General features: G+C 69.8%; 18 protein-coding genes. 14 read left to right on the top strand and 4 right to left on the bottom strand.

Translation table 11 applies throughout. The annotated features are described in order from the left end of the window. The first annotated feature begins 72 nt into the window (after positions 1-72). Both H0B54_RS24015 and H0B54_RS24010 read left to right on the top strand, forming a co-directional pair. Positions 73-1,305, top strand: a complete 1,233-nt coding sequence (locus H0B54_RS24015; protein WP_188262405.1) for a diaminopropionate ammonia-lyase — start codon at positions 73-75, stop codon at positions 1,303-1,305. Between the two features lie 127 nt (positions 1,306-1,432). Beyond that, positions 1,433-2,614: an aminotransferase gene (locus H0B54_RS24010; protein ID WP_188262404.1), complete on the top strand. Its 1,182-nt coding sequence runs from the start codon at positions 1,433-1,435 to the stop codon at positions 2,612-2,614. A 27-nt stretch (positions 2,615-2,641) separates the two neighbouring features. On the opposite strand, the gene H0B54_RS24005 is transcribed toward H0B54_RS24010, so the two are convergent. Continuing rightward, positions 2,642-3,307 (bottom strand): ATP-dependent Clp protease proteolytic subunit, encoded by a 666-nt coding sequence (locus H0B54_RS24005; protein ID WP_188262403.1) that lies wholly within the window; start codon positions 3,305-3,307, stop codon positions 2,642-2,644. A 251-nt stretch (positions 3,308-3,558) separates the two neighbouring features. Here H0B54_RS24005 and H0B54_RS24000 point away from each other — a divergent pair, with 251 nt between their 5' ends. The 10 genes from H0B54_RS24000 to H0B54_RS23955 all read left to right on the top strand — a co-directional run bounded on the left by H0B54_RS24000 (position 3,559) and on the right by H0B54_RS23955 (position 18,426). After that, positions 3,559-4,314, top strand: a complete 756-nt coding sequence (locus H0B54_RS24000) for a CE1 family esterase (RefSeq protein ID WP_188262402.1) — start codon at positions 3,559-3,561, stop codon at positions 4,312-4,314. A gap of 102 nt (positions 4,315-4,416) precedes the next feature. Continuing rightward, positions 4,417-5,271: an ABC transporter ATP-binding protein gene (locus tag H0B54_RS23995; protein WP_094306476.1), complete on the top strand. Its 855-nt coding sequence runs from the start codon at positions 4,417-4,419 to the stop codon at positions 5,269-5,271. 7 nt (positions 5,272-5,278) lie between these two features. Then, positions 5,279-6,088, top strand: a complete 810-nt coding sequence (locus H0B54_RS23990) for an ABC transporter permease (protein ID WP_094306475.1) — start codon at positions 5,279-5,281, stop codon at positions 6,086-6,088. A 33-nt stretch (positions 6,089-6,121) separates the two neighbouring features. Then, complete coding sequence (locus H0B54_RS23985; protein ID WP_188262401.1) at positions 6,122-7,141, top strand: ABC transporter substrate-binding protein; 1,020 nt, start codon at positions 6,122-6,124, stop codon at positions 7,139-7,141. A 171-nt stretch (positions 7,142-7,312) separates the two neighbouring features. Continuing rightward, on the top strand, positions 7,313-7,744 hold the full coding sequence (locus H0B54_RS23980; protein ID WP_188262400.1) for an ArsC/Spx/MgsR family protein: 432 nt from the start codon (positions 7,313-7,315) through the stop codon (positions 7,742-7,744). 51 nt (positions 7,745-7,795) lie between these two features. After that, on the top strand, positions 7,796-9,889 hold the full coding sequence (locus H0B54_RS23975; protein ID WP_188262399.1) for a hybrid sensor histidine kinase/response regulator: 2,094 nt from the start codon (positions 7,796-7,798) through the stop codon (positions 9,887-9,889). A 13-nt stretch (positions 9,890-9,902) separates the two neighbouring features. Further along, a complete protein-coding gene (locus H0B54_RS23970; RefSeq protein ID WP_188262398.1) occupies positions 9,903-11,855 on the top strand; it encodes a response regulator in 1,953 nt (650 codons plus the stop codon). Positions 11,856-12,000: 145 nt separating this feature from the next. Beyond that, on the top strand, positions 12,001-14,619 hold the full coding sequence (locus tag H0B54_RS23965) for a hybrid sensor histidine kinase/response regulator (protein WP_343069021.1): 2,619 nt from the start codon (positions 12,001-12,003) through the stop codon (positions 14,617-14,619). A 14-nt stretch (positions 14,620-14,633) separates the two neighbouring features. Next, complete coding sequence (locus H0B54_RS23960) at positions 14,634-16,511, top strand: response regulator (protein ID WP_188262397.1); 1,878 nt, start codon at positions 14,634-14,636, stop codon at positions 16,509-16,511. A 229-nt stretch (positions 16,512-16,740) separates the two neighbouring features. Next, the gene (locus tag H0B54_RS23955) at positions 16,741-18,426 is read left to right on the top strand and encodes a methyl-accepting chemotaxis protein (protein WP_188262396.1); all 1,686 of its coding nucleotides are present in this window, start codon (positions 16,741-16,743) and stop codon (positions 18,424-18,426) included. A 28-nt stretch (positions 18,427-18,454) separates the two neighbouring features. Here the strand turns inward: H0B54_RS23955 and H0B54_RS23950 are convergent, their stop codons facing one another. Both H0B54_RS23950 and H0B54_RS23945 read right to left on the bottom strand, forming a co-directional pair. Continuing rightward, complete coding sequence (locus tag H0B54_RS23950; RefSeq protein ID WP_188262395.1) at positions 18,455-19,321, bottom strand: alpha/beta hydrolase; 867 nt, start codon at positions 19,319-19,321, stop codon at positions 18,455-18,457. A gap of 77 nt (positions 19,322-19,398) precedes the next feature. Beyond that, complete coding sequence (locus H0B54_RS23945; protein WP_188262394.1) at positions 19,399-20,043, bottom strand: dienelactone hydrolase family protein; 645 nt, start codon at positions 20,041-20,043, stop codon at positions 19,399-19,401. Between the two features lie 156 nt (positions 20,044-20,199). Here H0B54_RS23945 and H0B54_RS23940 point away from each other — a divergent pair, with 156 nt between their 5' ends. Beyond that, positions 20,200-20,712, top strand: a complete 513-nt coding sequence (locus H0B54_RS23940; RefSeq protein WP_188262393.1) for a cupin domain-containing protein — start codon at positions 20,200-20,202, stop codon at positions 20,710-20,712. A gap of 22 nt (positions 20,713-20,734) precedes the next feature. Here H0B54_RS23940 and H0B54_RS23935 read toward each other — a convergent pair whose 3' ends face one another. Then, complete coding sequence (locus H0B54_RS23935) at positions 20,735-22,201, bottom strand: FAD/NAD(P)-binding protein (RefSeq protein WP_188262392.1); 1,467 nt, start codon at positions 22,199-22,201, stop codon at positions 20,735-20,737. Between the two features lie 219 nt (positions 22,202-22,420). Here H0B54_RS23935 and H0B54_RS23930 point away from each other — a divergent pair, with 219 nt between their 5' ends. Further along, positions 22,421-22,708, top strand: a complete 288-nt coding sequence (locus H0B54_RS23930; protein WP_094306465.1) for a hypothetical protein — start codon at positions 22,421-22,423, stop codon at positions 22,706-22,708. Positions 22,709-22,716 lie beyond the last annotated feature (8 nt).

Here is a 22,716-nt window from a genome sequence, read left to right as displayed (position 1 = left end):
GTGGCTTGACGCGGCGTGGCCGGCAATGCTTTCGTGGCTGTGGCCGTCCTTGCGGTCTGGAGAGCGAACACGATGTCCGACCTGCCGCCGCTTGGCACCCCGCGTCTCTTCTCGAATCCGCGCGCCGACACGGACCAGCCCTACGGGTCCGCCGAACGGGCCATCCTGAGCCGCGCCGCCTTCCAGGACGCGATGAGCGAGATCGGCGCCTGGCCGGGCTACGCCCCGACCCCGCTGCGCTCGCTGAGCGGGCTGGCCCGCGCCGCCGGCATCGACCGCATCTGGTACAAGGACGAAAGCAGCCGCTTCAACCTGCACAGCTTCAAGGCGCTGGGCGGCGCCTACGCCGTGCTGCGCCTTCTGGTGCGCGAGGTGCAGGCCCGCGTGCCCGGCGTGCCGGTGACCGCGCTGGATCTGGTGGTGGGGCGCTACGCCAAGGTGACCCGCGGCATCACGGTGACCACGGCGACCGACGGTAACCACGGCCGGTCCGTCGCCTGGGGCGCGCAGGTGTTCGGCTGCGGCTGCGTCATCTACATTCCCGGCAACTGCTCGCAGGGGCGGCAGCAGGCGATCGAGTCCTTCGACGCCCGCGTCGTCCGCGTGGCCGGCAACTACGACGACGCGGTGCGGCAGGCCGCGGCGGACGCGCGGGAGCATGGCCGGCACGTCGTCTCCGACACCTCCTACACCGGTTACATGGACATCCCCCGCGACGTCATGCAGGGCTACACCGTGATGGTGGAGGAGGCGATCGGCCAGCTTCCGGCCAGCGAGCGCCCCACCCACGTCTTCGTGCAGGGCGGGGTGGGGGCCTTGCCCGCCGCCGTCTGCGGCCATCTGTGGGAAAGCTGGGGCCGCCAGCGCCCGCGCTTCGTGGTGGTGGAGCCGCACGCCGCCGACTGCCTGTACCAGAGCGCCGTCAACGGCCGCCCGACGCCGTCCAAGGGCGATCTGGAAACGCTGATGGCCGGGCTTGCCTGCGGCGAGGTGTCCCTGCTGGCCTGGGCGATCCTGGAGCGCGGGGCCGACGATTTCCTGACCATCCCCGACGATGCGGCGGTGGCGACCATGCGTCTGCTGGCCGAGGGGCGGCACGGCGGGCGGCCCATCGTCGGCGGGGAATCCGGTGTGGCCGGTCTGGCGGGCCTGCTCTGCGCCGCGGCGGATCCGGCGACCCGCGCCAGCCTGGGTCTTGCTCCGGACGCCCGCGTTCTGGTCTTCGGATCGGAAGGGGCGACCGACCCCGAGGTCTATGAGTCCCTGGTGGGCCGCAAGCCGGACGTGGTTCTGGGCAGCGCCTGACCCCTGCTTTGCCTCCGCTTGGCCTGCCATGCGTGGTCTTCCCGCGCTGGTCCCTTGCGCGAGCCCGGCGGGGCGGTCCACCATGGCGCCCCATAAAAATCGGACCTCGCAGACTGGACATCAGGGAATGGACCGCAGAGACGTCAACCCGCTCGTCGCCGCCACGGAGGCCCCGCCCATCGCCGAGGCGTGGCGCTGGGTGGAAGGCCGCAGCTTTCCGGCGGACAAGCCGCTGATCGACCTCTGTCAGGCGGTGCCCGGCTATCCGCCCGCCGACGCGCTGACCGCCCATCTGGCCGAGCAGGTGCGGGCGCCGGACACGGCGCGCTACACCGCCATCGACGGCATCCCGCCGCTGACCGCGGCGCTGGCCCGGCGCACCGGCTCGCTCTATGGCGCGGACGTCGCCGCAAGTGAGGTGCTCATCACCGCCGGCTGCAACCAGGCCTTTGCCGTTGCGGTGATGGGGCTGGCGCGGGCCGGCGACAACGTGATCCTGCCCGCCCCCTGGTACTTCAATCACAAGATGACGCTGGACATGCTGGGCATCGAGGCCCGGCCGCTGGCGCTGCGCGAGGAGAACGGGCTGATCCCCGATCCGGCGGAGGCCGAGCGGCTGATCGACTCCGGCACCCGCGCGCTGGTGCTGATCTCCCCCAACAACCCGACCGGCGCCATCGCCTCGCCAGACGCCATCGCTGCGCTGTACGAACTGTGCGAGCGGCGCGGCGTGAAGCTGCTGCTCGACGAGACCTACCGCGACTTTCCGGATTGGGAGGGGCGGGCCCCGCATGGGCTGTTCCAGCGGCCCGGCTGGCAGCGCACGCTGGTCCAGCTTTACAGCTTCTCCAAGGTCTACAGCCTCGCCGGCTATCGGGTGGGTGCGGTGATCGCCGACGCCGGTCTGCTGTCCCAGGCGCGCAAGGTGATGGATTGCCTCGCCATCTGCGCCCCGCATGTCGGGCAGAAGGCGGCGCTGTTCGGGCTGGAGAACCTGGACGGTTGGGTGGCGGAGAAGCGGGGCGACATCCTGGCCCGCGTCCATGCCTTCCAGTCGGCGATGGAGGCCAGCGGCACCGGGTACCGCATCGCCAGCATCGGGGCCTACTTCGCCTATGTCCGGCATCCCTTTGCCGGCAAGCGCGCCCATGAGGTGGCCGAGGGGCTGGCGCGCGAACACAACATCCTGTGCCTGCCCGGCTCCATGTTCGGTCCCGGCCAGGACGATTACCTGCGCTTCGCCTTCGCCAACGTTGACGCGGCGGTCATGCCGGAGATCGCCCGGCGCCTCAAGGAAAGCGAAGCGTAAAGCGTGGCGGGCGAAGCGTAAAGACGCTCAGCGGATCAGGTGGGTGACGATGTTGGCGCCCACCGCCGCCAGATGGTCGGCGTTGTCGCGGTAGTCGAGGCTGCCGGAGAAGCCGCCGGCGGCCCGCACCCGCTCGATCCAGGCGGGGGCGGCGCCGAGCGCGACCAGACGCTTCACCATCTGGTCGGTGGAGCGCAGCGTCATGCGGCCGTTCTCGGCCAGACGCGGGGCGTGCACCATGAACTCCGCGGTCGGCGCGGCGTAGCGCGGATAGCCGGCCAGATAGAGCCCCACGCACATGCTCTCGCAGGACTGGCCGCCGGCCACGCGGGTGGCGACCGAGCGCCCCGCCTGCCGTTCCGCCAGCATCAGGTCGATCATGCGGTAACCCGCGGTCGTGAAGCCGCCGGGGCTCGACAGTTCGACCACCACCGGCTGGCCCGCCGGAACGCCGCGCAGAGCCTCGGAGAAACGTTGCTCCACGGCCGGTGTGATGATGCCGTCCAGCCGCAGCGTCGTGGACTCCGTCTGATCGACCCGGATCAGCGTGGCGTCGGGAAAGTCGGAAGTGACGGGTGTCGGCGCCGGGTTCGGACGGTTCACCGACAGGCTGTCGGCGGTCGCGGCCCCGGACGAGCCGACGGCCAGCAGCAGCCCCAGAACCATCATGCGTGCAGTCGCGCGAACCGGCATCGAAACCTCCTTGCTCTGCGAAGGAGGGTGCCGGGAAATGCTTGCGTGATGGTTAACGCGAAGCCTGTCCGAAAGTGCAACGTCCTTCGCCGCAGGCTGTTTATGGAGGAAGTCGATTGTTCGGGCTGTGAATGGTGAAACAATTTTGCGCATTTTGCGCCGCGGCCGTGCTGATTCTGTGGTCCTTCCAGGGCTTATCGGCGGAATTGGTTAATAATGTGGCGCTGCAGCAAAAATCACGCGGCTGCGGTGTGCCGCCTCCGGCCGCGGTGCCCGACCATGTGACCCTGGACGGGGCGGCGCGCGGCGTGATCGTGGCCGTGCCGGAGGGCTACCGCCCCGACCGTCCGCACAGCCTCGTCGTCGCCTTCCACGGGCGGACCAACAGCAACGCCGAGGTGCGGCGCTACTTCGGCCTGGAGGTCCCGACGGAGGAGCCGGCGATCGTCGTCTATCCCGCCAGCCTGAAGGACGCGCGCGGCTTGAACGTGTGGTCCGATCCCGGCGACGCGCCGGACCGGCTTCGCGATTTCCGGCTGTTCGACGCCGTTCTGGAGACCATGGCTGACGCCTATTGCCTGGACATGGGCAGGGTGTTCGTGGTCGGCCATTCGCTGGGCGGGTCCTTCGCCAACAGCCTCGCCTGCGCGCGGGGCGGGGTGATCCGCGGTCTGGCCAGCGTCGGGGGCGGGTCCGCGCGGCCCAAGAACTGCGGCGGGCCGGTCGCCGCCATGGTCCTGCACAACCCGCGCGACGAGCAGGTGCCAGTATCCGAAGCCCTGCGCCTGCGCCGCGCGCTGCTGGCTCAGGACAGGCTGCCGACGGGAAGCGAGCCGGACGAGCCGCACCGCTACAACTGCCGCCGTTACGGTGCCGAGGGCGAGGCGAACCCGGTGCTGTGGTGCCCACTGGCCGACGACCGCACGCGCAGCGGGCGCTTCTACCCGCATCAATGGCCGCAAGGGGTGGGGCAAGCGATCATGGCCTTCTTCGCCCGGCTGGACTGACTCGCATCGTCAGCGGAAACAATTGTTGGTGGCGCCCATTGCCGACGCCGTCTCATTCCGCCAAGATGCCCTGAAAACGAACATCAGGGATGGAACGCATCGATGTCAGACAGCGCCGCCGTGGCGGCCGCCCTGCGGACGGAGGGGGCGGACAAGGCCGCGCTCCGCCTGGACGGCGTGACCTGCACCTTTCCATCGCCCGACGGGCGCGGGCACACCTACACGGCGGTCCAGGGCGTGACCCTGTCGGTCGCCGCGGGGGAGTTCGTGTCCATCGTCGGTCCGACCGGCAGCGGCAAATCCACGATCCTGAACGTCGCGGCGGGCCTTCTGGCCCCCAGCGCCGGGCGTGCCCTGGCGTTCGGCCAGCCGGTCGACGGCATCAATCCGCACGCCGGCTACATGTTCCAGGCCGACGCGCTGATGCCCTGGAAGTCAGCGCTGGAGAATGTGGCCGCCGGACTGGAGTTCCGCGGCGTGCCGCGGCGCGAGGCGGAGGAGCGGGCGCGCCCCTGGCTGGCCCGCGTCGGGCTGGACCGCTTCGGCGACCGCTACCCCCATCAACTCTCCGGCGGCATGCGCAAGCGGGTGGCGCTCGCCCAGACGCTGATCGTCGATCCAAAGATCGTGCTGATGGACGAGCCCTTCTCGGCGCTCGACATCCAGACCCGGCAGTTGATGGAGAACGAGTTGCTGGACCTGTGGTCGGCGGACCGCAAGTCGGTGGTCTTCATCACCCATGACCTGGAGGAGGCCATTTCCATGTCCGACCGGGTGCTGGTGCTGTCGGCCGGCCCCGGCGCCCGGCTGATCGGCGAGTACCGGGTGGATCTGGAGCGCCCGCGCGACGTGGCGGAAATCCGCATGACGCCGCGCTTCCTCGACCTGCACCGGGAAATCTGGGGGCAGCTGCGTGAGGAAGTGCTCAAGGGCTACGCCCAGACCAAGCTGACGTGAGGATCCCATGGCCCTGGCCCGTGTGAAACGCCTGCCGAGCCGTCCGGTGATCCTGCTGTTGCAGGTCGCCGTTCTGGTCGGCTTCTTCCTGCTCTGGCACGTCCTGACCGCGACGAAGATCCTGAGCCCCTTCTTCTTCGGCACGCCGCTGGCGGTGCTGGAGCGCACCTGGAGCGACTTCGCGTCCGGCGTGATCTGGTACCATCTCGGGATCACGCTGCTGGAGACCGCGCTGGCCTTCGCCATCGGCACCATCGCGGGCATCGCCTTCGGCTTCTGGTTCGCCCGCGCGCCCTTGGTCTCCATCGTCTTCGACCCCTACATCAAGGCGGTCAACGCGCTGCCCCGCGTGGTGCTGGCGCCGATCTTCGCGCTGTGGCTGGGCCTCGGCATCTGGTCGAAGGTGGCGCTGGGGGTGACGCTGGTCTTCTTCATCGTCTTCTTCAACGTCTATCAGGGCGTGAAGGAGGTCAGCCCGGTGGTGCTCGCCAACGCGAAGATGCTGGGGGCGAGCAACCGGCACCTGTTCCGGCACGTCTATTTGCCGTCCGCCCTGTCCTGGGTCTTCTCCAGCCTGCACACCGCGGTCGGCTTCGCCATGGTCGGCGCGGTGGTGGGCGAGTATCTGGGTTCCGCCGCCGGCCTCGGCTACCGCATCCATCAGGCGGAGGGGGTGTTCGATACGGTCGGCGTCTTCTCCGGCATGCTGGTGCTGACGATCTTCGTCGTGGTGATCGATGCCGTGGTGACCGTCATCGAGAAACGTCTTCTGCACTGGCGCCCGCAGGAGGCGCAGACGACCAACGCGCAGGGATGACCGCGCCAAGCTCATAAAATCGGGAGGGAAGCCATGCGTATGAAAAGCGTGATCGCCGCCGCGGCGGTGGTCCTGGCCTTCGGCATCGGCGGGGCGAACGCCCAGCAGGTCGAGAAGAAGGACCTGAAGCTGGCGGTCGGCGGCAAGCCGCTGCTCTATTACCTGCCGCTGACGGTGGCGGAGCGGCTCGGCTACTTCAAGGAGGCCGGGCTGAACGTCGAGATCAACGACTTCGGCGGCGGCGCCAAGAGCCTCCAGGCGCTGGTCGGCGGCTCGGCGGACATCGTGACGGGCGCCTTCGACCACACGGTGCAGATGCAGGCCAAGGGTCAGCCGATCACCGCCGTCGCCCTGCTGGGCCGCTATCCGGGCATCGTTCTGGCCGCGGTCAACAAGGCCGGCACGATCACGTCGATCAAGGAGCTGAAGGGCAAGAAGATCGGCGTGACCGCCCCCGGCTCCTCGACCAACTTCATGGTCAACTACCTGCTGACGCAGCACGGCATGACGCCGGAGGATGTGTCCTTCATCGGCGTCGGCGGCGGCCCCAGCGCGGTGGCCGCGGTGAAGCGCGGCGAGATTGACGCCATCGCCAACCTCGACCCGGTGATCAGCCAGTTGGAGGCCGACGGCGACGTCACCACCATCGCCGACACCCGGACGGAGAAGGGCACGCTGGACACCTACGGCGGGCCGTACCCGGCGGCGGTGCTCTACACCACGCCGGCCTTCATCAAGGAGAACCCGAAGACAACCCAGGCGCTGGTCGACGTCTTCGTGCGGACGCTGAAGTGGCTGGATCAGGCCAAGACCGAGGATGTCCTGAAGGTCCTGCCGCCGGAATACTTCCTCGGCAACCAGACGCTCTACGCCCAGGCGTTCGAGCATTCGAAGCCGACCTACTCGCCGGACGGCCGCTTTTCCCGGGAGGGGGCGGAGGCCGCCTACAAGGTGCTGAAGGCTTTCGACAAGGCGGTGGCCGCGACGGACATCGACCTGTCCAAGACCTACACGAACGCCTACGTCGAGGACTCGCTGAAGCGCATCAAGTGATATTTCCCTCTCCCCGGAGGGGAGAGGGTTGATTTCGCCGAATGCGATTTTTCGCGAACAGCCTAGCCGCTCGACAATCCGGGGGTGCGACATTCCGTCACCGGCACCCCCGGTCTCCGCGCCGGTAGACTGGACCTAATTCGTCCTGTTTCGATGCGGAGCCCCAACCCCATGACGGAAGTGATCTTTTACGGCCTGTCCGGCTGCACGGCGAACGCCAAGCAGAAGCTTCAACTCCAGGCCGCCGGCCACACGCTGGTGGAGCGCGATCTGGCCGCGGAGCCCTTCACCACCGAAACCCTGCGCCCCTTCTTCGAGGACCGTCCGGTCGAGGACTGGTTCAACCGCCGCGCCGCCGCGGTGAAGACCGGCGCCGTGAAGCCCGACGAGCTGGACGAGGAGGCGGCGCTGGCCGCGCTGCTGGCCGACCGCGACCTGATCCGCCGCCCGCTGCTCCAGGTCGGGACGGACCGCAAGGCCGGATTCGATCCCAACACGCTTCACGCTTGGATCGGCCTGACCGCATCCGGCGAAAGCTGCGACGACAAGCATTCACGCGGCGTCTGCGACCACGGCCATCACCATTTCCCGAAGCAGGGCTGAGCGCGGAATCAACTGGCGGGGAGACCGGGCGGAGTGGTTGAATGCCGGGCTATGGACCGGCCCGACCAAGAGCTTGCGGAACTCCTCGACACCCTGGGCGCGCGCCTGTCCGCCGCGCCGCCCGGCGCGCTGGCCCATCTGCGGGAGCCGCTGCGCGCCCTGCGCGACCGGCTGTCGGCCACCCTGGATGATCCTGTTCCGAACCATCCCATGGAGGATGGTGAGGAGCTTTTCCGCGCGCTGCTGTCCGACGCCATCGGCTGCGTGTCCGAAGGCTTCGTGCTGTTCGGCGCCGACGGGCGGCTGGTGCTGTGCAACGACCGCTACCGCGCGGCCTATCCGTTGCTCTCCGACCATCTGGTTCCCGGCGTCCGCTTCGCCGATCTGCTGCGGGTCGCGGTGGAGCGGGGAGCCGCCGGCGACGATCTGGGCGACCCGTCCGACTGGATCGCCGAACGGCTGAACCGCCACACCCGCAGCGGGCCGCCGACCGACCACCGGCTCGGCGACGGGCGCTGGTACCGCATCAGCGAGCACGCTACGCGCTTCGGCGGCGTCGTCAAGATCCTCACCGACATCACCGAGCTGAAGCGCCACGAGGAGGCGCTGGCCGACAGCGAGGCGCGCTACCGCCGGCTGGTGGAGATGGCGCCCTACGGCATCCTGATCTGGGACGGGTTGCGGGTGCGCTTCGCCAACCGTTCCGCCGCGCTCATCCTGGGCAGCGGCGATCCCGAGGCCATGCTGCGCATCCCGCTGGTCGAGGCGACGGAGTTCGACGGGGTGCAGCGCCTGTTCGACTGGCTGCCCCCGCCCGGCAGCGGTCTGGAAGCGCCGCCGCCGGTCGAGGCGCGCTTCGTGACCGCGCAGGGTGCCCTGCGGGAGCTGGAGGTCGGCATCCATCCCTTCACGGTGGGAGCCTTCGCGGTGGAGGGGGAGGCGGCGTGGCTCCTCGTCCTCTCCGACATCACCGGGCGCAAGCAGGCGGAGCGGGCCATCCAGCAGGCGCAGAAGATGCAGGCCATCGGCCAGTTGGCCGGCGGCATCGCGCACGAGTTCAACAACATGCTGACGGCCATCGGCGGCTTCGCCCAGATGGCCCGCCGCGCCCCGCAGGACCGGCCGCGGGTCGAGCGCTGCCTGACCGAGATCGTCAAGGCGACCGAGCGCGCCTCCGGCCTGACCGCCCAGCTTCTCAGCTTCGGGCGCCCCGGCCAGACCGACGCGGCGCGCCCCGTGCGCGTCGGCGCGGTGATCGACGACCTGCGCCGCTTCCTCGGTCCGACGCTCGGCGAGCGCCACCCGCTGCGGATCGCGGGCACCGGGGGCGGGGCGGCGGTGACCATCGACCCGGCCCTGCTGCACCAGTCGCTGCTCAACCTCGTCCTCAACGCCCGCGACGCCATGCCGGAAGGCGGGCCGATCACCATCGCGGTGGAGCGGACGGACGATCTCGGAGTCACCATCACCGTTGCCGACACCGGTTGCGGCATCGACCAGGCGGTGGTCGATCGCATCTTCGAACCCTTCTTCACCACCAAGGAGCCGGGGGCCGGGACCGGGCTGGGGCTGGCGCTGGTCTATTCCACGGTCGCGCGGGCCGGCGGCGACGTCGAGGTGGACACGGAGCTGGGGCGCGGCACCGTCTTCACGCTCCGCTTCCCGGCGGAGGACGCCGCGGAGGAACGGGAAGCGGACGCCCCCGGCCTGGACGACCCGTTGCTCCTCGACGCGGAGGACGACGAGATGGAGGGGCTGTCGATGGCCGCCACCGTCCTGCTGGTCGAGGACGAGGCGCAGGTGCGCGACTTCATCCGCCTGACGCTGGAGGATCTGGGCATGCGGGTGGTCTGCGCCGCCGACGGCACGGAAGCCCTGCGCGCCTACGCCGACCATGGCGGGGCCTTCGACCTGCTGGTGACCGACCTCGTGATGCCGCAGGTCGGCGGGGCGTCGGTGGCACGCGCGCTGCGCCGGGAAAATCCGGACCTGCCGGCCGTCCTGATGTCCGGCTACCCGCCGGAGACGGAAAGCCTGGACGACCTGTTGGCGGACCCGATGGCAGATGGGCGCCGCATCGTCTTCCTGCGCAAGCCGATCAACCCGGACGAGTTGGCCGACACGATCCACGCGCTGCTGATCTGATGGCGGGACATCGATGATCGCCGTTCCGCCGCCTTCCTCCATCCCGACCGACGGCATCCCCATCGGAGCCTACGACGTCGACGCGCTCCTCGGCGAGCTGAGCGGCGACGCGCCGGAGGAGTCGCCGGAGTCGGCCGTCTGCGTCCGGGTCGAGGAAGTCTTCGCCCCCGCCGCGCGGTTCCTCATCGCGGAGGAGCTGGCGGAGTTCCTGGAGACGCGCGGCATCACCCCCACCGAATTCCTGCACAAGGTGGAGCCGCAACGCTCCTTCCTCGACTGGCCGCGCCGCGCCCAGGTGCTGGAGCGGGTGGCGCAGCGGCAGGCCCGTCCCGGACGCCGCTCCCCGGCCATGCGGCTGGAGGAGCTGAAGCGGCTGGAGCAGGAGGTGCTGGCCTTCACCGCCCGGCGCGCCCACAGCGGCGCGTCCCTGTCCATCGACGCCAAGCAGTTCGCCGCCACGGTGGCCCAGACCATGGCGCGGACGCCGGGTTTCGCCGGGCGCCACACCATCGATTCCTGGCTGTCCGCCTGGTTGGGCGAAGGGCGCAACCACGAGCTTCGGCTGGTGCGGATCCTGTCGCTCGACGGGGACGGGCTGTCCGGCGAGGGCATCGCCATCCTCGACCAGATCGTCGGGGAGATGCTGGCCAACGGGCTGGTGGTCGAGGCGCTGTTCGGCTGGGCGGACGGGCTGCGCGGCGTGCTGGACGCCATGGCGATGGTCTGGCGGGGCGAGGCGCCGTCGCACCCCGACGCCCCGGCGGTTCTGCACCGCCTGTCCGCCTTCGTCGCCCGCCATCAGGCGCGCGCCGCCCGGCTGGGGCTGGAGGCCGCGGTTCACCATGCCCTGCTGGGGGACGCGCCGCTGTCCGGCACCAAGGCGGAGCCGAACAGCGTGGCGGCGGTGCTGGACGAGCTGTCGGCGATCAGCCTTCTCGCCGCCCGCCTGACGGTGAAGGGCGGGGTGATCGGCGGGGAGCGCACGACCCGGCTGATCGACCGGCGGGTGGCGCTGCTGCTGTCCGGCGCGCGGCTGGAGGCGGTGCTCCACGCCAAGAGCCACTACGCGCGCATCGTCGATCTGCTGGCCTTCGAGGGAGCGGTGTCGGGGGAGCGCAGCCGGCGCATGATCGTTGCCCACCTGCGCCGCCATCTCGAGGCCCGCGACTTCACCCAGCGCCTGTTCGAGACCGCCCGCACGCCGCGCGCGCGCATCAAGGCGCTGGCCGACCTGCAGCGGCGGGTGCAGCGCTCCACGTTGCCGGACGGCCTGCGCGAGCGCTACGTCCGCATGCTCGACGAGATCCAGAACACCTTCCTGCGCACCAACAAGGTCTTCGCCCGCATCGCCAAGGACCGCCCGCCCCACGTCGACGAGGTCATGGAGTTCGCCAGCCTGCTCGCCGAGGGCGCCTTCACAGAGGGGAAATGCGTGGCGGCGGCGCGCGAGCTGGTCGGGCACCATGTCCGCTCCACCGCGTTCCTGCGCGGCTACCTCGCCCGCTGCAAGGACGCGACGGAGCAGCGGGCCGACCGCTTCGCCCAGTTCTTCGCCACGCTGGCCGGCGCCGGCCTGCCGATGCGCGCCATGAACACGCTGCGCGTCCTGCTGGCCGACGACGAGCCGGCCGCGCGCGGCTATGTCGAGATGATCCTGCGCGACCTCGGCATCACCGACCTGATCATCGCCCAGGATGGGCGCGAGGCGCTGACCCGATTCGAGGAGCGGCAGGGCGCCTTCGACCTGATCGTCTGCGACTGGAAGATGCCCCGCCTGTCGGGACTGGAGTTCCTGAAGCTGGTCCGCGCGGTGCGGCCCGACATGCCCTTCCTGATGGTCACCGCGCTCGCCACCATCATCGCGGTGGAGGAGGCCATGGCCCACGACGTGACCGCCTACATCGCCAAGCCCTTTTCTCCCGAACAGCTCGAGGAGAAGATCCTGGTTCTGGTGAACCGCCGCTGAGCGGTGGAAATCGTATGCTCACGGTGGAATCTGATCGTACGAAGGCGAACACCGAAACCCGCTGTTAACGGCTCGCCTCCTATTACGGGTTTATGCAGACCGCGTCTTGCGCGGCGGTACACCCATGACGATGGAGCGGGGCTCCGTGGATCTTTCCGGCCGGGGCGGGCTGCCCCCCACCGACGTCGACGTCCGTGCCGTCCGGCCGGCCGGGGAAGCGGCGCCGCGCCGCGGGCTGGGCGGGCTGACCGACCTGCTGTTCCTGATGCTCGGCGCCGCCGGCCTGCTGGCCGTGATGATGCCGGAGGAGGGGCGCGACCGGCTGACGCTGCCGCTTGGCGTGATGACGCTGGCGATGGCGGCGCTGGCCGTGCTGTCGGTGCGCCGCGCCCGTGCGGCTGCGGCGGCGCTGGACCGCTCGGCCCGCCTGCTGCGCGCCGCCAACGAGGAGCTGGCCGCCAGCCGCCAGCGCTTTCGCGATTTCGCCGAGGCTGCGTCCGACTGGTTCTGGGAAAGCGCTCCCGACCACCGCTACACCTACGTGTCCGAACGGCTGCCGGCGCTTCTCGGCGGCGACCCGGCGCCGGTGTTCGGCGATTCGCTGCTCGACCTCCGCGGGCTGGTGGAGGACGCTGACACGTGGCTGGACCATCTGACCGACATCGAGGCCGGGCGGGCCTTCCGCGACTTGGAGGTCACGCTGCGCGACGGGGCGGGCGACACCCGCGTCTTCCGCATCAGCGCGCAGCCCTTCACCGACGCGGACGGGCGGTTCGCCGGCTACCGCGGCACCGGCATCGAGACGACCGCCGAGACGCTGGCGCTGGTCGAGGCGCGCTTCATGCAGTCGGTGGTGCACGACGCGCTGTCCAGCATTTCCGAAGGCTTCGTGCTGTTCAGCCCCGACGACCGGCTGATCTTCTGCAACGAGCGCTACCGCAGCGCCTACCCCAACCTGGCCGACGTGCTGGTTCCCGGCACCGCCTTCAAGGACATCTTGCGCGCCGCCGCCGAGCGCGGTGGCTATGACGGCGACGACCGCGAGATGGCGGACTGGATCGCCGAACGGATGAAGCGCCACCTGCTGCACACCGATCCGGTGGACGGCCGCCTGTCCGATGGGCGCTGGTACCGCATCAGCGAGCACGCCACCGGTTCCGGCGGCATCGTGAAGATCCTGATGGACATCACCGAGCTGAAGCGGCGCGAGGAACAGCTCGCCGGCCAGACGGAGCGGCTGGAGGCCACCGTCAGCGCGCTCAGCGAGAGCGAGAAGCGCTACCGCCAGCTGGTCGAGCTGGCGCCCTACGGCATCGTCATCTGGGACCGCCGGGCCATTCGCTTCGGCAACGCCGCGGCGGCGTCCATCCTCGGCGTGGACGGCAGCGGTGGGCTTGAGGGGCTGCACCTCAACCGCTTCATCGTCGAGGCGGAGACGGTGACCGCGCGGCTGGGGCCGGGGGCGGAGGGCGACCACAAGCGGGTGGAATGCGCGATCGCCCGCCCGTCGGGCGAGCAGCGCCATGTGGAGATCGGCGCCTTCCCCGCGGTCTACCAGCGGGAGGCGGCGGTTCTCCTGGTGCTGAACGACGTGACCGAGCGCCGCCGCGCCGAGGCGGAGCTTCAGAAATCGCAGAAGATGGAGGCGGTGGGCCGCATGGCCGGCGGCATCGCCCACGAGTTCAACAACATGCTGACCGCCATCGGCGGATTCGCCCGGCTGGCCGAGCGGGCTCCGGACGATCCGGCGCGCGTCACCACCTGCGTGCGGGAAATCGCCAAGGCGTCCGACCGGGCGGCCGCGCTGACCGCGCAGCTCCTGGACTTTTCGCGCCGCCGCCCGTCGGACGAGACGGAGGTGGTGGCGCTGGCGCCGTTGGTGCGCGACCTGAAGATCTTCCTGAAGCCGCTGATGAGCGCCGGCATCGACCTTAACATCCACATCGGCGACGGGGATGCCCACGCCGTCGCCAACCCGGTGATGCTGAACCAAGCCATCCTGAACCTCGCCCTCAACGCGCGCGACGCCATGCCCGACGGCGGGCGCCTGACCATCGCGCTGGACAGCGCCCTGCCGGATGCCGGCTTCTTCGGGCGGCACGGCGCGCTGGCGCATGGGCGCTACGCCGTGATCCGGGTCATCGACGAGGGCTGCGGCGTGCCGGAGGCGGTGCGCGACCGCATTTGGGAGCCCTTCTTCACCACCAAGGAGCCGGGCAAGGGCACCGGTCTCGGGCTGTGGATGGTCTACGGCACCGCCCGGCAGGCCGGCGGTGCCGTGGAGATGGAGGCCGGGCCGGACGGGCGCGGCAGCGTCTTCTCCATCCATCTGCCCGCCGTTCCCGCCCCCGTGAAGGCCGGTTCGCTGGCCGACGGGCTGGGGCTGGGCGAGAACGAGGGCGCGGCCATCCTGCTGGTGGACGATGAGGAGTCCGTGCGCACTTACGTCCGTCTGGCGCTGGAGGAGGCCGGCTGCACGGTGACCGAGGCGGTGGACGGGCTGGACGCGCTGGAGCGCTGGGACGAATGCGGCGGGCTGTTCGACGCCGTGGTGTCCGACATGTCCATGCCCCGCATGAACGGCCTGGAACTGAGCCGCGCCCTGACGGAGCGCAACCCTGACCTGCGAATCCTCTTCCTGACCGGCTACGCGTCGCACGAAACGGCGGCGGACATGACGGCACAGCCGGGCCGCCGGATCGTCATGAAGCCAGTGGCCCCGGACCGCCTGATCGAGGCGGTGCGCGGGCTGCTGGCCGAATGAGACAGGGGTAGGGCATGGCATCGGACCAGAGCATCGCGGACGGCCGGGACGCGGACACAGAGGGCGGGATCGACACCGCCGTCTGCCGGACCCCGGACGATTTCTACACCCCGCAGGGCCGCGACAGCATCGGCCGGCACTGCCAGCGCTATTTCGACGAAAACGCGCTGACCCCGACCGAGCTTCTGCACTCCCCCCGCCACCAGCAGAGCCTCTCCAACATCCCGACCTTCGTCGCCATCCTGCAGCAGGCGGAACGGGCGATGGACCGCAAGGGCGCGCTGACCGCCCTGGTCAACGAGGTCGCCCGGCTGACCCGCGAGCGTCTGAAGGACGCCCAGCCGCCGGACCTGACGCCGGCCATCTACGCCGCCACCGCGGAACGGCTGTTCGCCTCCCGCGACGCCTTCACCGGGCGCTTCATGGTCGATGCGGCTCTGACCACCCATCTGTACCAGGGCCGCAGCTTCGCCGAGAAGGCGCGGCTCCTGCTGGAATTGGCCGACAGCCTGGAAGATGCCGACGCGCTGGCACCGCTCGATCGGCTGCTCGGCGAGATCCTGCGCAGCGACACCGGCACCGCGTCCTGTTCCCAGGACGCCGCCTTCGTGGACCGGGTGGACATGATCGTGTCGCTGATCGCCGGGGACAAGCCGCTGTCCGACGAGGCGCCGCCGGTCTTCCTGGGTCTTGAGACGCTGGTGCGCCGCACGGCCATGCCGGTGCTGAGCGACAGCCTGATCTTCGCGCTGCGCCGCGAATTGTCGAAGCCCGACCGCTTCACCATCACCAGCGCCGGCGACCTGTTCGGCGTGGAGGCTGTGCAGCGCGAGATCATGGCGCTAAGCCAGGTGTCGCAGCGGCTGCGCACGGGGGAGGGCTATTTCGGCGGCGCCCGCACGGAGGCGGCGCTCCAGCGGCGCAGCGCGCTGCTGGTCAACGAGGACACGCTGCCCGAGATCACCAAGGGGCGGACGCTGATGCAGAAGCTCCGCATCCTGTTCGTCCTGCAGAGGATGCCTCTCTCCCCCAGCGCCGAGCGGGCGGTGAACGGCTATCTGACACAGTTCTTCGACGGGCGGGATTTCGCCGGGCGCCTGCTCGACTGCTGGAAGGAGAAGACCGAGAAGCTGAAGGGACTGGCCGAGGTCCAGCAACTCGTGCTCGACAGCGCCTTCGCCGAGGATACCCGCGAGCACATGGCCGGGCAGATCGACGAGATCCAGAACGCCTTCATCCGCACCCAGCGCCTGTTGAGCCCCCTTCAGGGCAAGGACGAGCCGAACCCCGACACTGTGCTGGAGATGGTTCGGCTGGCCGGCGACGGCGCCTTCTGCCGCGGCAAGAGCCGGGCGGCGGTCGCCAAGGCGCTGTACCGGCAGGTGCACCGGCCGCGCTTCGTGCGTTCCTTCCTGTTGGGGGCGACGGGCGGCAAGGAGCGTTCGGCGCGCGCCTCCTGGATGCGCGGGGCGCTCGAGGGGGTGGGGGTGCCCTTCATCGACCTCGGAGCCATCCGCGTCCTGGTCGTCGACGACGAGGAGGGGCCGCGCCACTTCGTCGAATCGGTGCTGCGCGATCTGGGCATCGGCCACATCGACACGGCGGCGGACGGGCAGGAGGCGCTGCTCCGGCTCGCCGGGGACGGGAGCTACGACCTGATCGTCTGCGACTGGATGATGCCGAAGGCCAGCGGCCTAGACGTCCTGCGCCGCGTGCGCGAGGTCCGGCGCGACCTGCCTTTCCTGATGGTGACGGCGCTCGCCACGCTGAAGGCTGTGGAACGGGCGCTGGCTCACAATGTCAGCGCCTACATCGCCAAGCCCTTCACCCCGGAGCAGCTCGAGGAGAAGGTCTTCCTCGTCCTGACGCAGAAATCAGCGCCCAGTCTCTGAAAGGGGGATTAAAATTCCCGGCTCGGTAATTTTCAAACCCGACATGGCTATCAATTTTGCGGCAGAATAAGCAAAACACTCGCAACGGAAGACCGATGATGGCTGGATTTTCGTTGGATCTATGAAGTAAATCTATTAATGAATGAGTCATAGTTTCTCTTCTAGTATTCCGACGGATGAAAAGGTCTGCGCAATCGATCATCGGCGCTGATTTGTCGGAAGGGTTGTCATGTTCGATAATTTGTCCATCCGCTCGAAACTTTGGGGGCTGGTGGTTCTGGCGAGCATCGCGTCGGCCGCCATCGTCGGAGCCGGCCTTTGGCTGAATTACCAGCGCATGCACGCGGACCGTGTTCAGTCCCTGCGCTTCATGGTGGAAGCGGCCCACAGCATGGCCGCCGCCTATGAGGCGGAGGCCGCCGCCGGGCAGATCACGCGGGAGGAGGCGCAGGCCCGCTTCAAACGGTCGCTCCTGGGCATGCGCTATGGCGGGCAGGAGTATCTGTTCGCGATCACCTTGGACGGCTTCGGCTTCGCCCATCCCAGCCCGAAGATGATGGGGCAGGACGTGTCCGGCGTGAAGGACACCAAAGGCGCGCCGATCCTGATGGACATGGCGCGAATCGCCAAGTCGACGGGAGAGGGAACCTACGGCTATTTCTGGAACGTCACCCCGAACAGCGACCAGACGGCGGCGAAGCTGTCCTACATCAAGACCTTCCAACCCTGGGGGATCTACATCGGAACGGGCGTCTTCATCGACGACATTCGCGGCGCCTTCCTGAGCACGCTGTGGACCGTTCTGGCGGTGGCCGGCCTTCTGGCGGTGCCGGCGATCTGCCTGATCGCGCTGGTCGGGATGCGGCTCAGCGCCACGATCCGCAGCCTCAGCACCCGCATGCACGCCCTGGCGGACGGCGACCTCTCCGTCGCCTTTCCCGAGGCGAGCCGGCGCGACGAGATCGGTGCCATGGCCAGCGCCGCCCGTGTGTTCCTGAGCAACGCCGAGGAGAAGAAGCGCCTGGAAGCCGATCAGGCCGCCGCTCTCCGCCGCTCGGAGGAGGACAAGCGCCGCACCCTCACTGGCCTCGCCGAACGGTTCGAGCGGAGCGTCGGCGAGGTGATGAAGTCGGTGTCGCTCGAAACCGAAGAGATGGAGCGCGAAGCCCAGGAGATGACCCGGGCCGCCGGGCAGACCGATCGGTTGGCCAGTGCCGTGGCGGCGGCGACCGAACAGACCTCCCTCAATGTGCAGACGGTCGCCGCGGCGACGGAGCAACTGTCCGGCTCGGTGGGGGAGATCAGCCGCCGGGTCGCCGACGCCTCGCGCATCGCGCGGGACGCCGCGACCGCGTCGGAACGGGCCACCGGCAAGGTGACCGGGCTGGCCGAGGCGGTCGGGCGGATCGGCACCGTGGTCGGCCTGATCAACGACATCGCGGCGCAGACCAACCTGCTGGCGTTGAACGCCACCATCGAGGCGGCCCGCGCGGGCGAAGCCGGCAAGGGCTTCGCGGTGGTCGCGGGCGAGGTGAAGAGCCTCGCCAGCCAGACCGCCCGGGCCACCGAGGAGATCGCCGCCCAGGTCGCCGGCGTCCAGTCCGCGACCGGTGAGGCGGTGGCGGAGATCGGCGGTGTGGCGCGGGTGATCGAGCAGGTGAACGGCATCGCCACGATGATCGCGTCGGCGGTGGAGGAACAGGGGGCGGCGACCCTGGCGATCAGCCGCAACGTGCAGCAAGCCGCCGACGTCACCCGCGAGGTGGCGCGCGACATCTCCGGCGTCACCGACGCCGCCGACCAGTGTGGGAAGATGGCCTACGCCGTGCTGGAAGCGTCCCGGCAACTGGCCCAGCAGTCGGAGACCTTGAACGGCGAGATCGCCGGCTTCCTGCGGACTCTGCGCACGCAGTGAACGGCGAAACCGTGGCGCGCCCTGCCGATCAGTCGGCGGCGGCGCGTGCGCCGGTGTCCGAAGTCCGTGCGTCCGGAGCTTTCGTTTGCGGTGCCGTCTTTTTCAGCACCGCCGATTCCACCCAATCCGCGATGTGGCGGGCAACCGCTTCCCAGCCGGGTTCGAGCATCATGCTGTGCCCCATGGCGGGGAAGAAGACCGGTTCCGTGCGGAAGGCGCGGGCGGTGGCCTCGACCTGATCGGCGGAGAACAGCCGGTCCTCCTCCGCGCCCAGAACGGCCACGGGGATGCCGCGGGCCGGCAAGGGCGGGAAGGGAATCCAACCGCCGATGTCGAAAACCACGCGTTGCGACTCCTCCTGCATCAACGGTTCGTAGTGCTTGGCCATTTCCAGCGGCACCCGATCGGAGAACATGGCGCGGCGCACCGCCTCCGGATCGACCATGCGGGAGCCGAAGGCCATCAGCATGCCCATCTGCTGGAACACGTAGGGGGCGCTCCAGGCCAGCCGCATCGTCGATTCCAGCAAGCCGTGCGGCGGGGCGGAGGCCATCAGGACGGCCCCTGGGAAGCGGCGGCGGATCAAGGCCCGCTGGACCACCATGCCGCCCATGGAATGGCCGATCAGCACCGGCGGCGATGAACAAGCGTCCGCGGCGGCCAGGACGTCCTCCACATAGTCGGCGATGCCGAAGCTGTGCAGGCGCTCCCGCCCCTCGCTGGCGCCGTGGCCACGCAGGGACACGGCGTGCGCCTCCCACCCCTGCTCGGCGAACCAGCGCAGGAAATGCTCGTTCCAGATCCAGGCGCCGCAGAAGGCGCCATGGACGAACAGCAGGGGCACGGGCTTGACCGGTCCGACGGAGGGGCGGCTGAGGATTTCGAGCTGGGGCATGGGCGGGCCGATCCGGATGCTGCGATGCGATAGAGAAACCAGAGGTAGCCCGCATCGCTCCCGCTGTCGACCCACGCTCAGCCGTTGGCAGCCTTGAGCAGATGGGTGGTGAACCAGGAGCGCGCGGAATCGGCCACCTGATCCAATTTGCCCGTCTCCTCGAACAGGCGGCCGGCCCCAGGCACCACCTCCAACGCCTTGGTGCAGTGCAGCCGGGTGAAGGCGTCGTTGTTGAGGTCCAGCGCCGGGGCGTCCTTACTGCCGACCACCAGCAGGGTCGGGGCGGCAACGGCGTTCAGCCACTCCTCCGCCAAGTCGGGACGCCCGCCGCGGCAGACCACGGCGCCGATTCCATCATGCTCCGCAGCCCGCCCGGCCGCGATCAGGGCGGACGCCGCCCCCGACCCGGCGCCGAAGAAGCCGATGGGCTTGCGCTCCACCGCGGTGGTCGCGCGCAGGTGGCGGACGGCCAGCAGCAGGCGCTCGGACTGGCGGTGGACGTCGAATTGGTTGGCCGGGTCGGCCTTCTCTCCGTCCGTCAGCAGATCCATCAGCAGCGTGGCGAATCCCGCCTCGCGCAGACGGGCCGCGACGCGGACGTTGCGCGGACTCGTTCGACCGCTGGAGGTGCCGTGGGCGAAGATCACCACAGCCTCGAATCCGGCAGGCCCGCCGAATTGCCCCGCAAGGCCGAGCGGTGGAATGTAGAGCGTCGTCTCCATGCGCCTTTCCCCCCTATCGTTGGGCCATTCCTCGATGAGGCACCCGGCCGGTGGCTTAACAGGCCGGATGGTCGGTCCGTGCCCGATGGCCTACAGTGATGTCCCCGAATCAATTCCAGAGATCGGTATCGATCCTCGGTGAAGGGAGACCCACCTTTGTCAGACAAGGCCCCCGCCAGCGCGCCGCCCATTGCCCCCGCCGTCCCGCCGGAGCCTCCGGTGCTCGACCCCGCCGCCCTTGGGGCGAAGCTCGGCGCCACCGACTATCCGGAGCCGTTCCGCGCGGCGGTCGCCGGACGCCTGCGCAAGCGGCTGGGCAACCCGCTGGGGATCACCAACTTCGGCGTCAACCTGACCCGGCTGGAGCCGGGCGCCGCCTCCGCCCTGCGGCACTGGCACACCCGCCAGGACGAGTTCGTCTACGTGCTGGACGGTGAACTGACGCTGGTCACCGACGCCGGCGAGACGGTTCTGCGCCCCGGCATGTGCGCCGGCTTCCCGGCCGGAAAGCCGGACGGACACCAGCTCGTCAACCGCTCCGACGAGCCGGCGACCTACCTGGAGGTGGGCGACCGCACCGCCGGGGACGAGGCGCATTACCCGGACGAGGATCTGCGCTACGACAGCGTGGCGGATCTCTTCACGCACCGCGACGGCACCCCCTGGTGAGAGGAGTGGGGCCGCGGTCCGGTCAGGTCACCGCCCGCGCGCGCAGCAGCGCCGGTCCCGCCAGAGGGTAGGCGGACCGCCGTAGCCGGGCGATGTGCCGGGCGGCCTGGGCGCATTGGTTGCGCAGCTCGGGCACCGCGGTCATCTCCCAGAAGGGCGGGCGGCTGACCGGGCCGAGCGCGAACAGGCGGTCCGACGCTTCCCCGTCTTCGCCGATCAGGGCGCCGTCCACCGTGACGTCCAGCCCCAGCCGCAGCGGGTCGGGGCGCGCCAGACCGCGCGTCAGCAACGCCTTCACCAGCGGATGGCCGATCCGACTGAAATCGCATTCGGTGCCGGTGGCGTTGACGATGGCCCCCACCGTCCGGGTCCAGACGGCTCCCTCCGCCCCGCGGGCGCGCACGGTCGCCTCCACCCCGTTCGGAACGAGATTCAGCGTCTGCAGGCGGCCGGCGCGGATGGCCAGCCGCCCGTTCGCGCAGAGGGAGGCGATGCGGGCGGCCACCTCCGGCGCGATGCGGTGGCGATGGACCTCCCAATAGGGGCGGGCATGGCGCAGGAAGCGCCGCCGCTCCTCCGGCGGCAGGTGGCTCCAGATCAGGTGATGGTAGGGACGCAGCGCGTCGAAGGCCGAGCGCCAGTCGAAGCCCGTCTCCCGCGCGCGGCGGACGTCGGCCTTCAGGGCGATCAACACGTCCAGCACGGTGCGCGGCATCACCTGCGGGTGGATGAAGCTCTTGAAGGGCCGCGTCTCCTCGTGCGTATGGGGCAGCAGCCCGCGGCGCGACAGGGCGAGGATGGGGCCGCGATGCCCCTGGTCCTCCAGCGACAGGACAGTGTCCACCATGGTCAGCCCGGTCCCCAGGATCAGCACGGGGGCGTCGGGGGCGATCGTGGCCAGCGCCGGCCAGTCCCAGGGCGAGGCCACGTAGCGGCTGGAGGCATAGACCTCCGGGGCCGGGACCGGCGGCGGCGAGGGGGCGAAATTGCCGACGCACAGAACCGCCGTGTCCACCGACAGGCTGGTCCCGGTGCCCAGCCGCAGCCGAGTGCCCCGCGCGTCCGACGCGATGTCCACCGCCTCCGCCTGCGATACGGTGAGCGAGACGTGGGGCGGGGCGGCCGCCACGGCCTCCCGAAGAACGTCCTGGATGTAGGCGCCGTAGCGGGCGCGGGAGACGAAGGCATGGCCGCTGGGCGGCACCGCCCCGGCCTTATCGTCCAGCGCCCCGTCGTCCTGCGCCCACAGCCAGCGGAGGAAGTGCCGTGGGTCGTCCGGATAGGCGCTCATGTTGTAGGCGCGCACGTTCAGCAGATGCGCGGCGTTGGGCGTGGAGTAGGCGAGTCCGGCGCCGACGCTGGGTGTGCGTTCGATCAGGTGCAGGCTGGTCGGCTCATCGGCGCAGCGCATCAGATGCGCGGCGAGGACGCTGCCGGTGAAGCCGGCGCCGATGATGGCGATGCGGCGTTTCGAAGGGCGTGCTGACAACGTCGTCGCTCCTCTGCTCTGGCCGTGCGAAGGGGGCGGTGATCCGGTGCCGTGGCCCCGGAAGGCCCGGCCGGCCACTGTTCGATGCAGGGTTGTGCAGGTCAACCGCTATTCCGGCGTAGGATAAACCCCTGGCACTGCTGCGGGGTTTATGGTTAACAAGAAATTAACTATAAGCGGGGATGGTTTCGTACATTCGAACCATGTACGGCAGGACCGATGCGCGACCACTCCCTCCGCCCCGCTCACACCATTCCGTCCAATGCCAACCCGGCTCCGTCGGACCGACGTGAACCCGACGTGCAGTTGGCCGCCATGGTTCCGCAGAGCGTCAAGCGCGCCGTCCGCCGCCGCGCCGAAGAGGAGGGAACGACCGTCCGCAGCGTCCTTCTGCGCGCCCTGAAGCACGCCGGGATCGCCGAGGTGGACGAATCGGAGATCGCCGACCGCCGCATCGCTGCGGGAGCCGAACGCTCCGGCGCCTGGAAGGCCACCCGTACCCGTTGACGGGGCGG

Source organism: Azospirillum tabaci, from assembly GCF_014596085.1.
GTDB lineage: Bacteria > Pseudomonadota > Alphaproteobacteria > Azospirillales > Azospirillaceae > Azospirillum > Azospirillum tabaci.
This window is presented reverse-complemented; position numbering and strand designations above follow the sequence as displayed.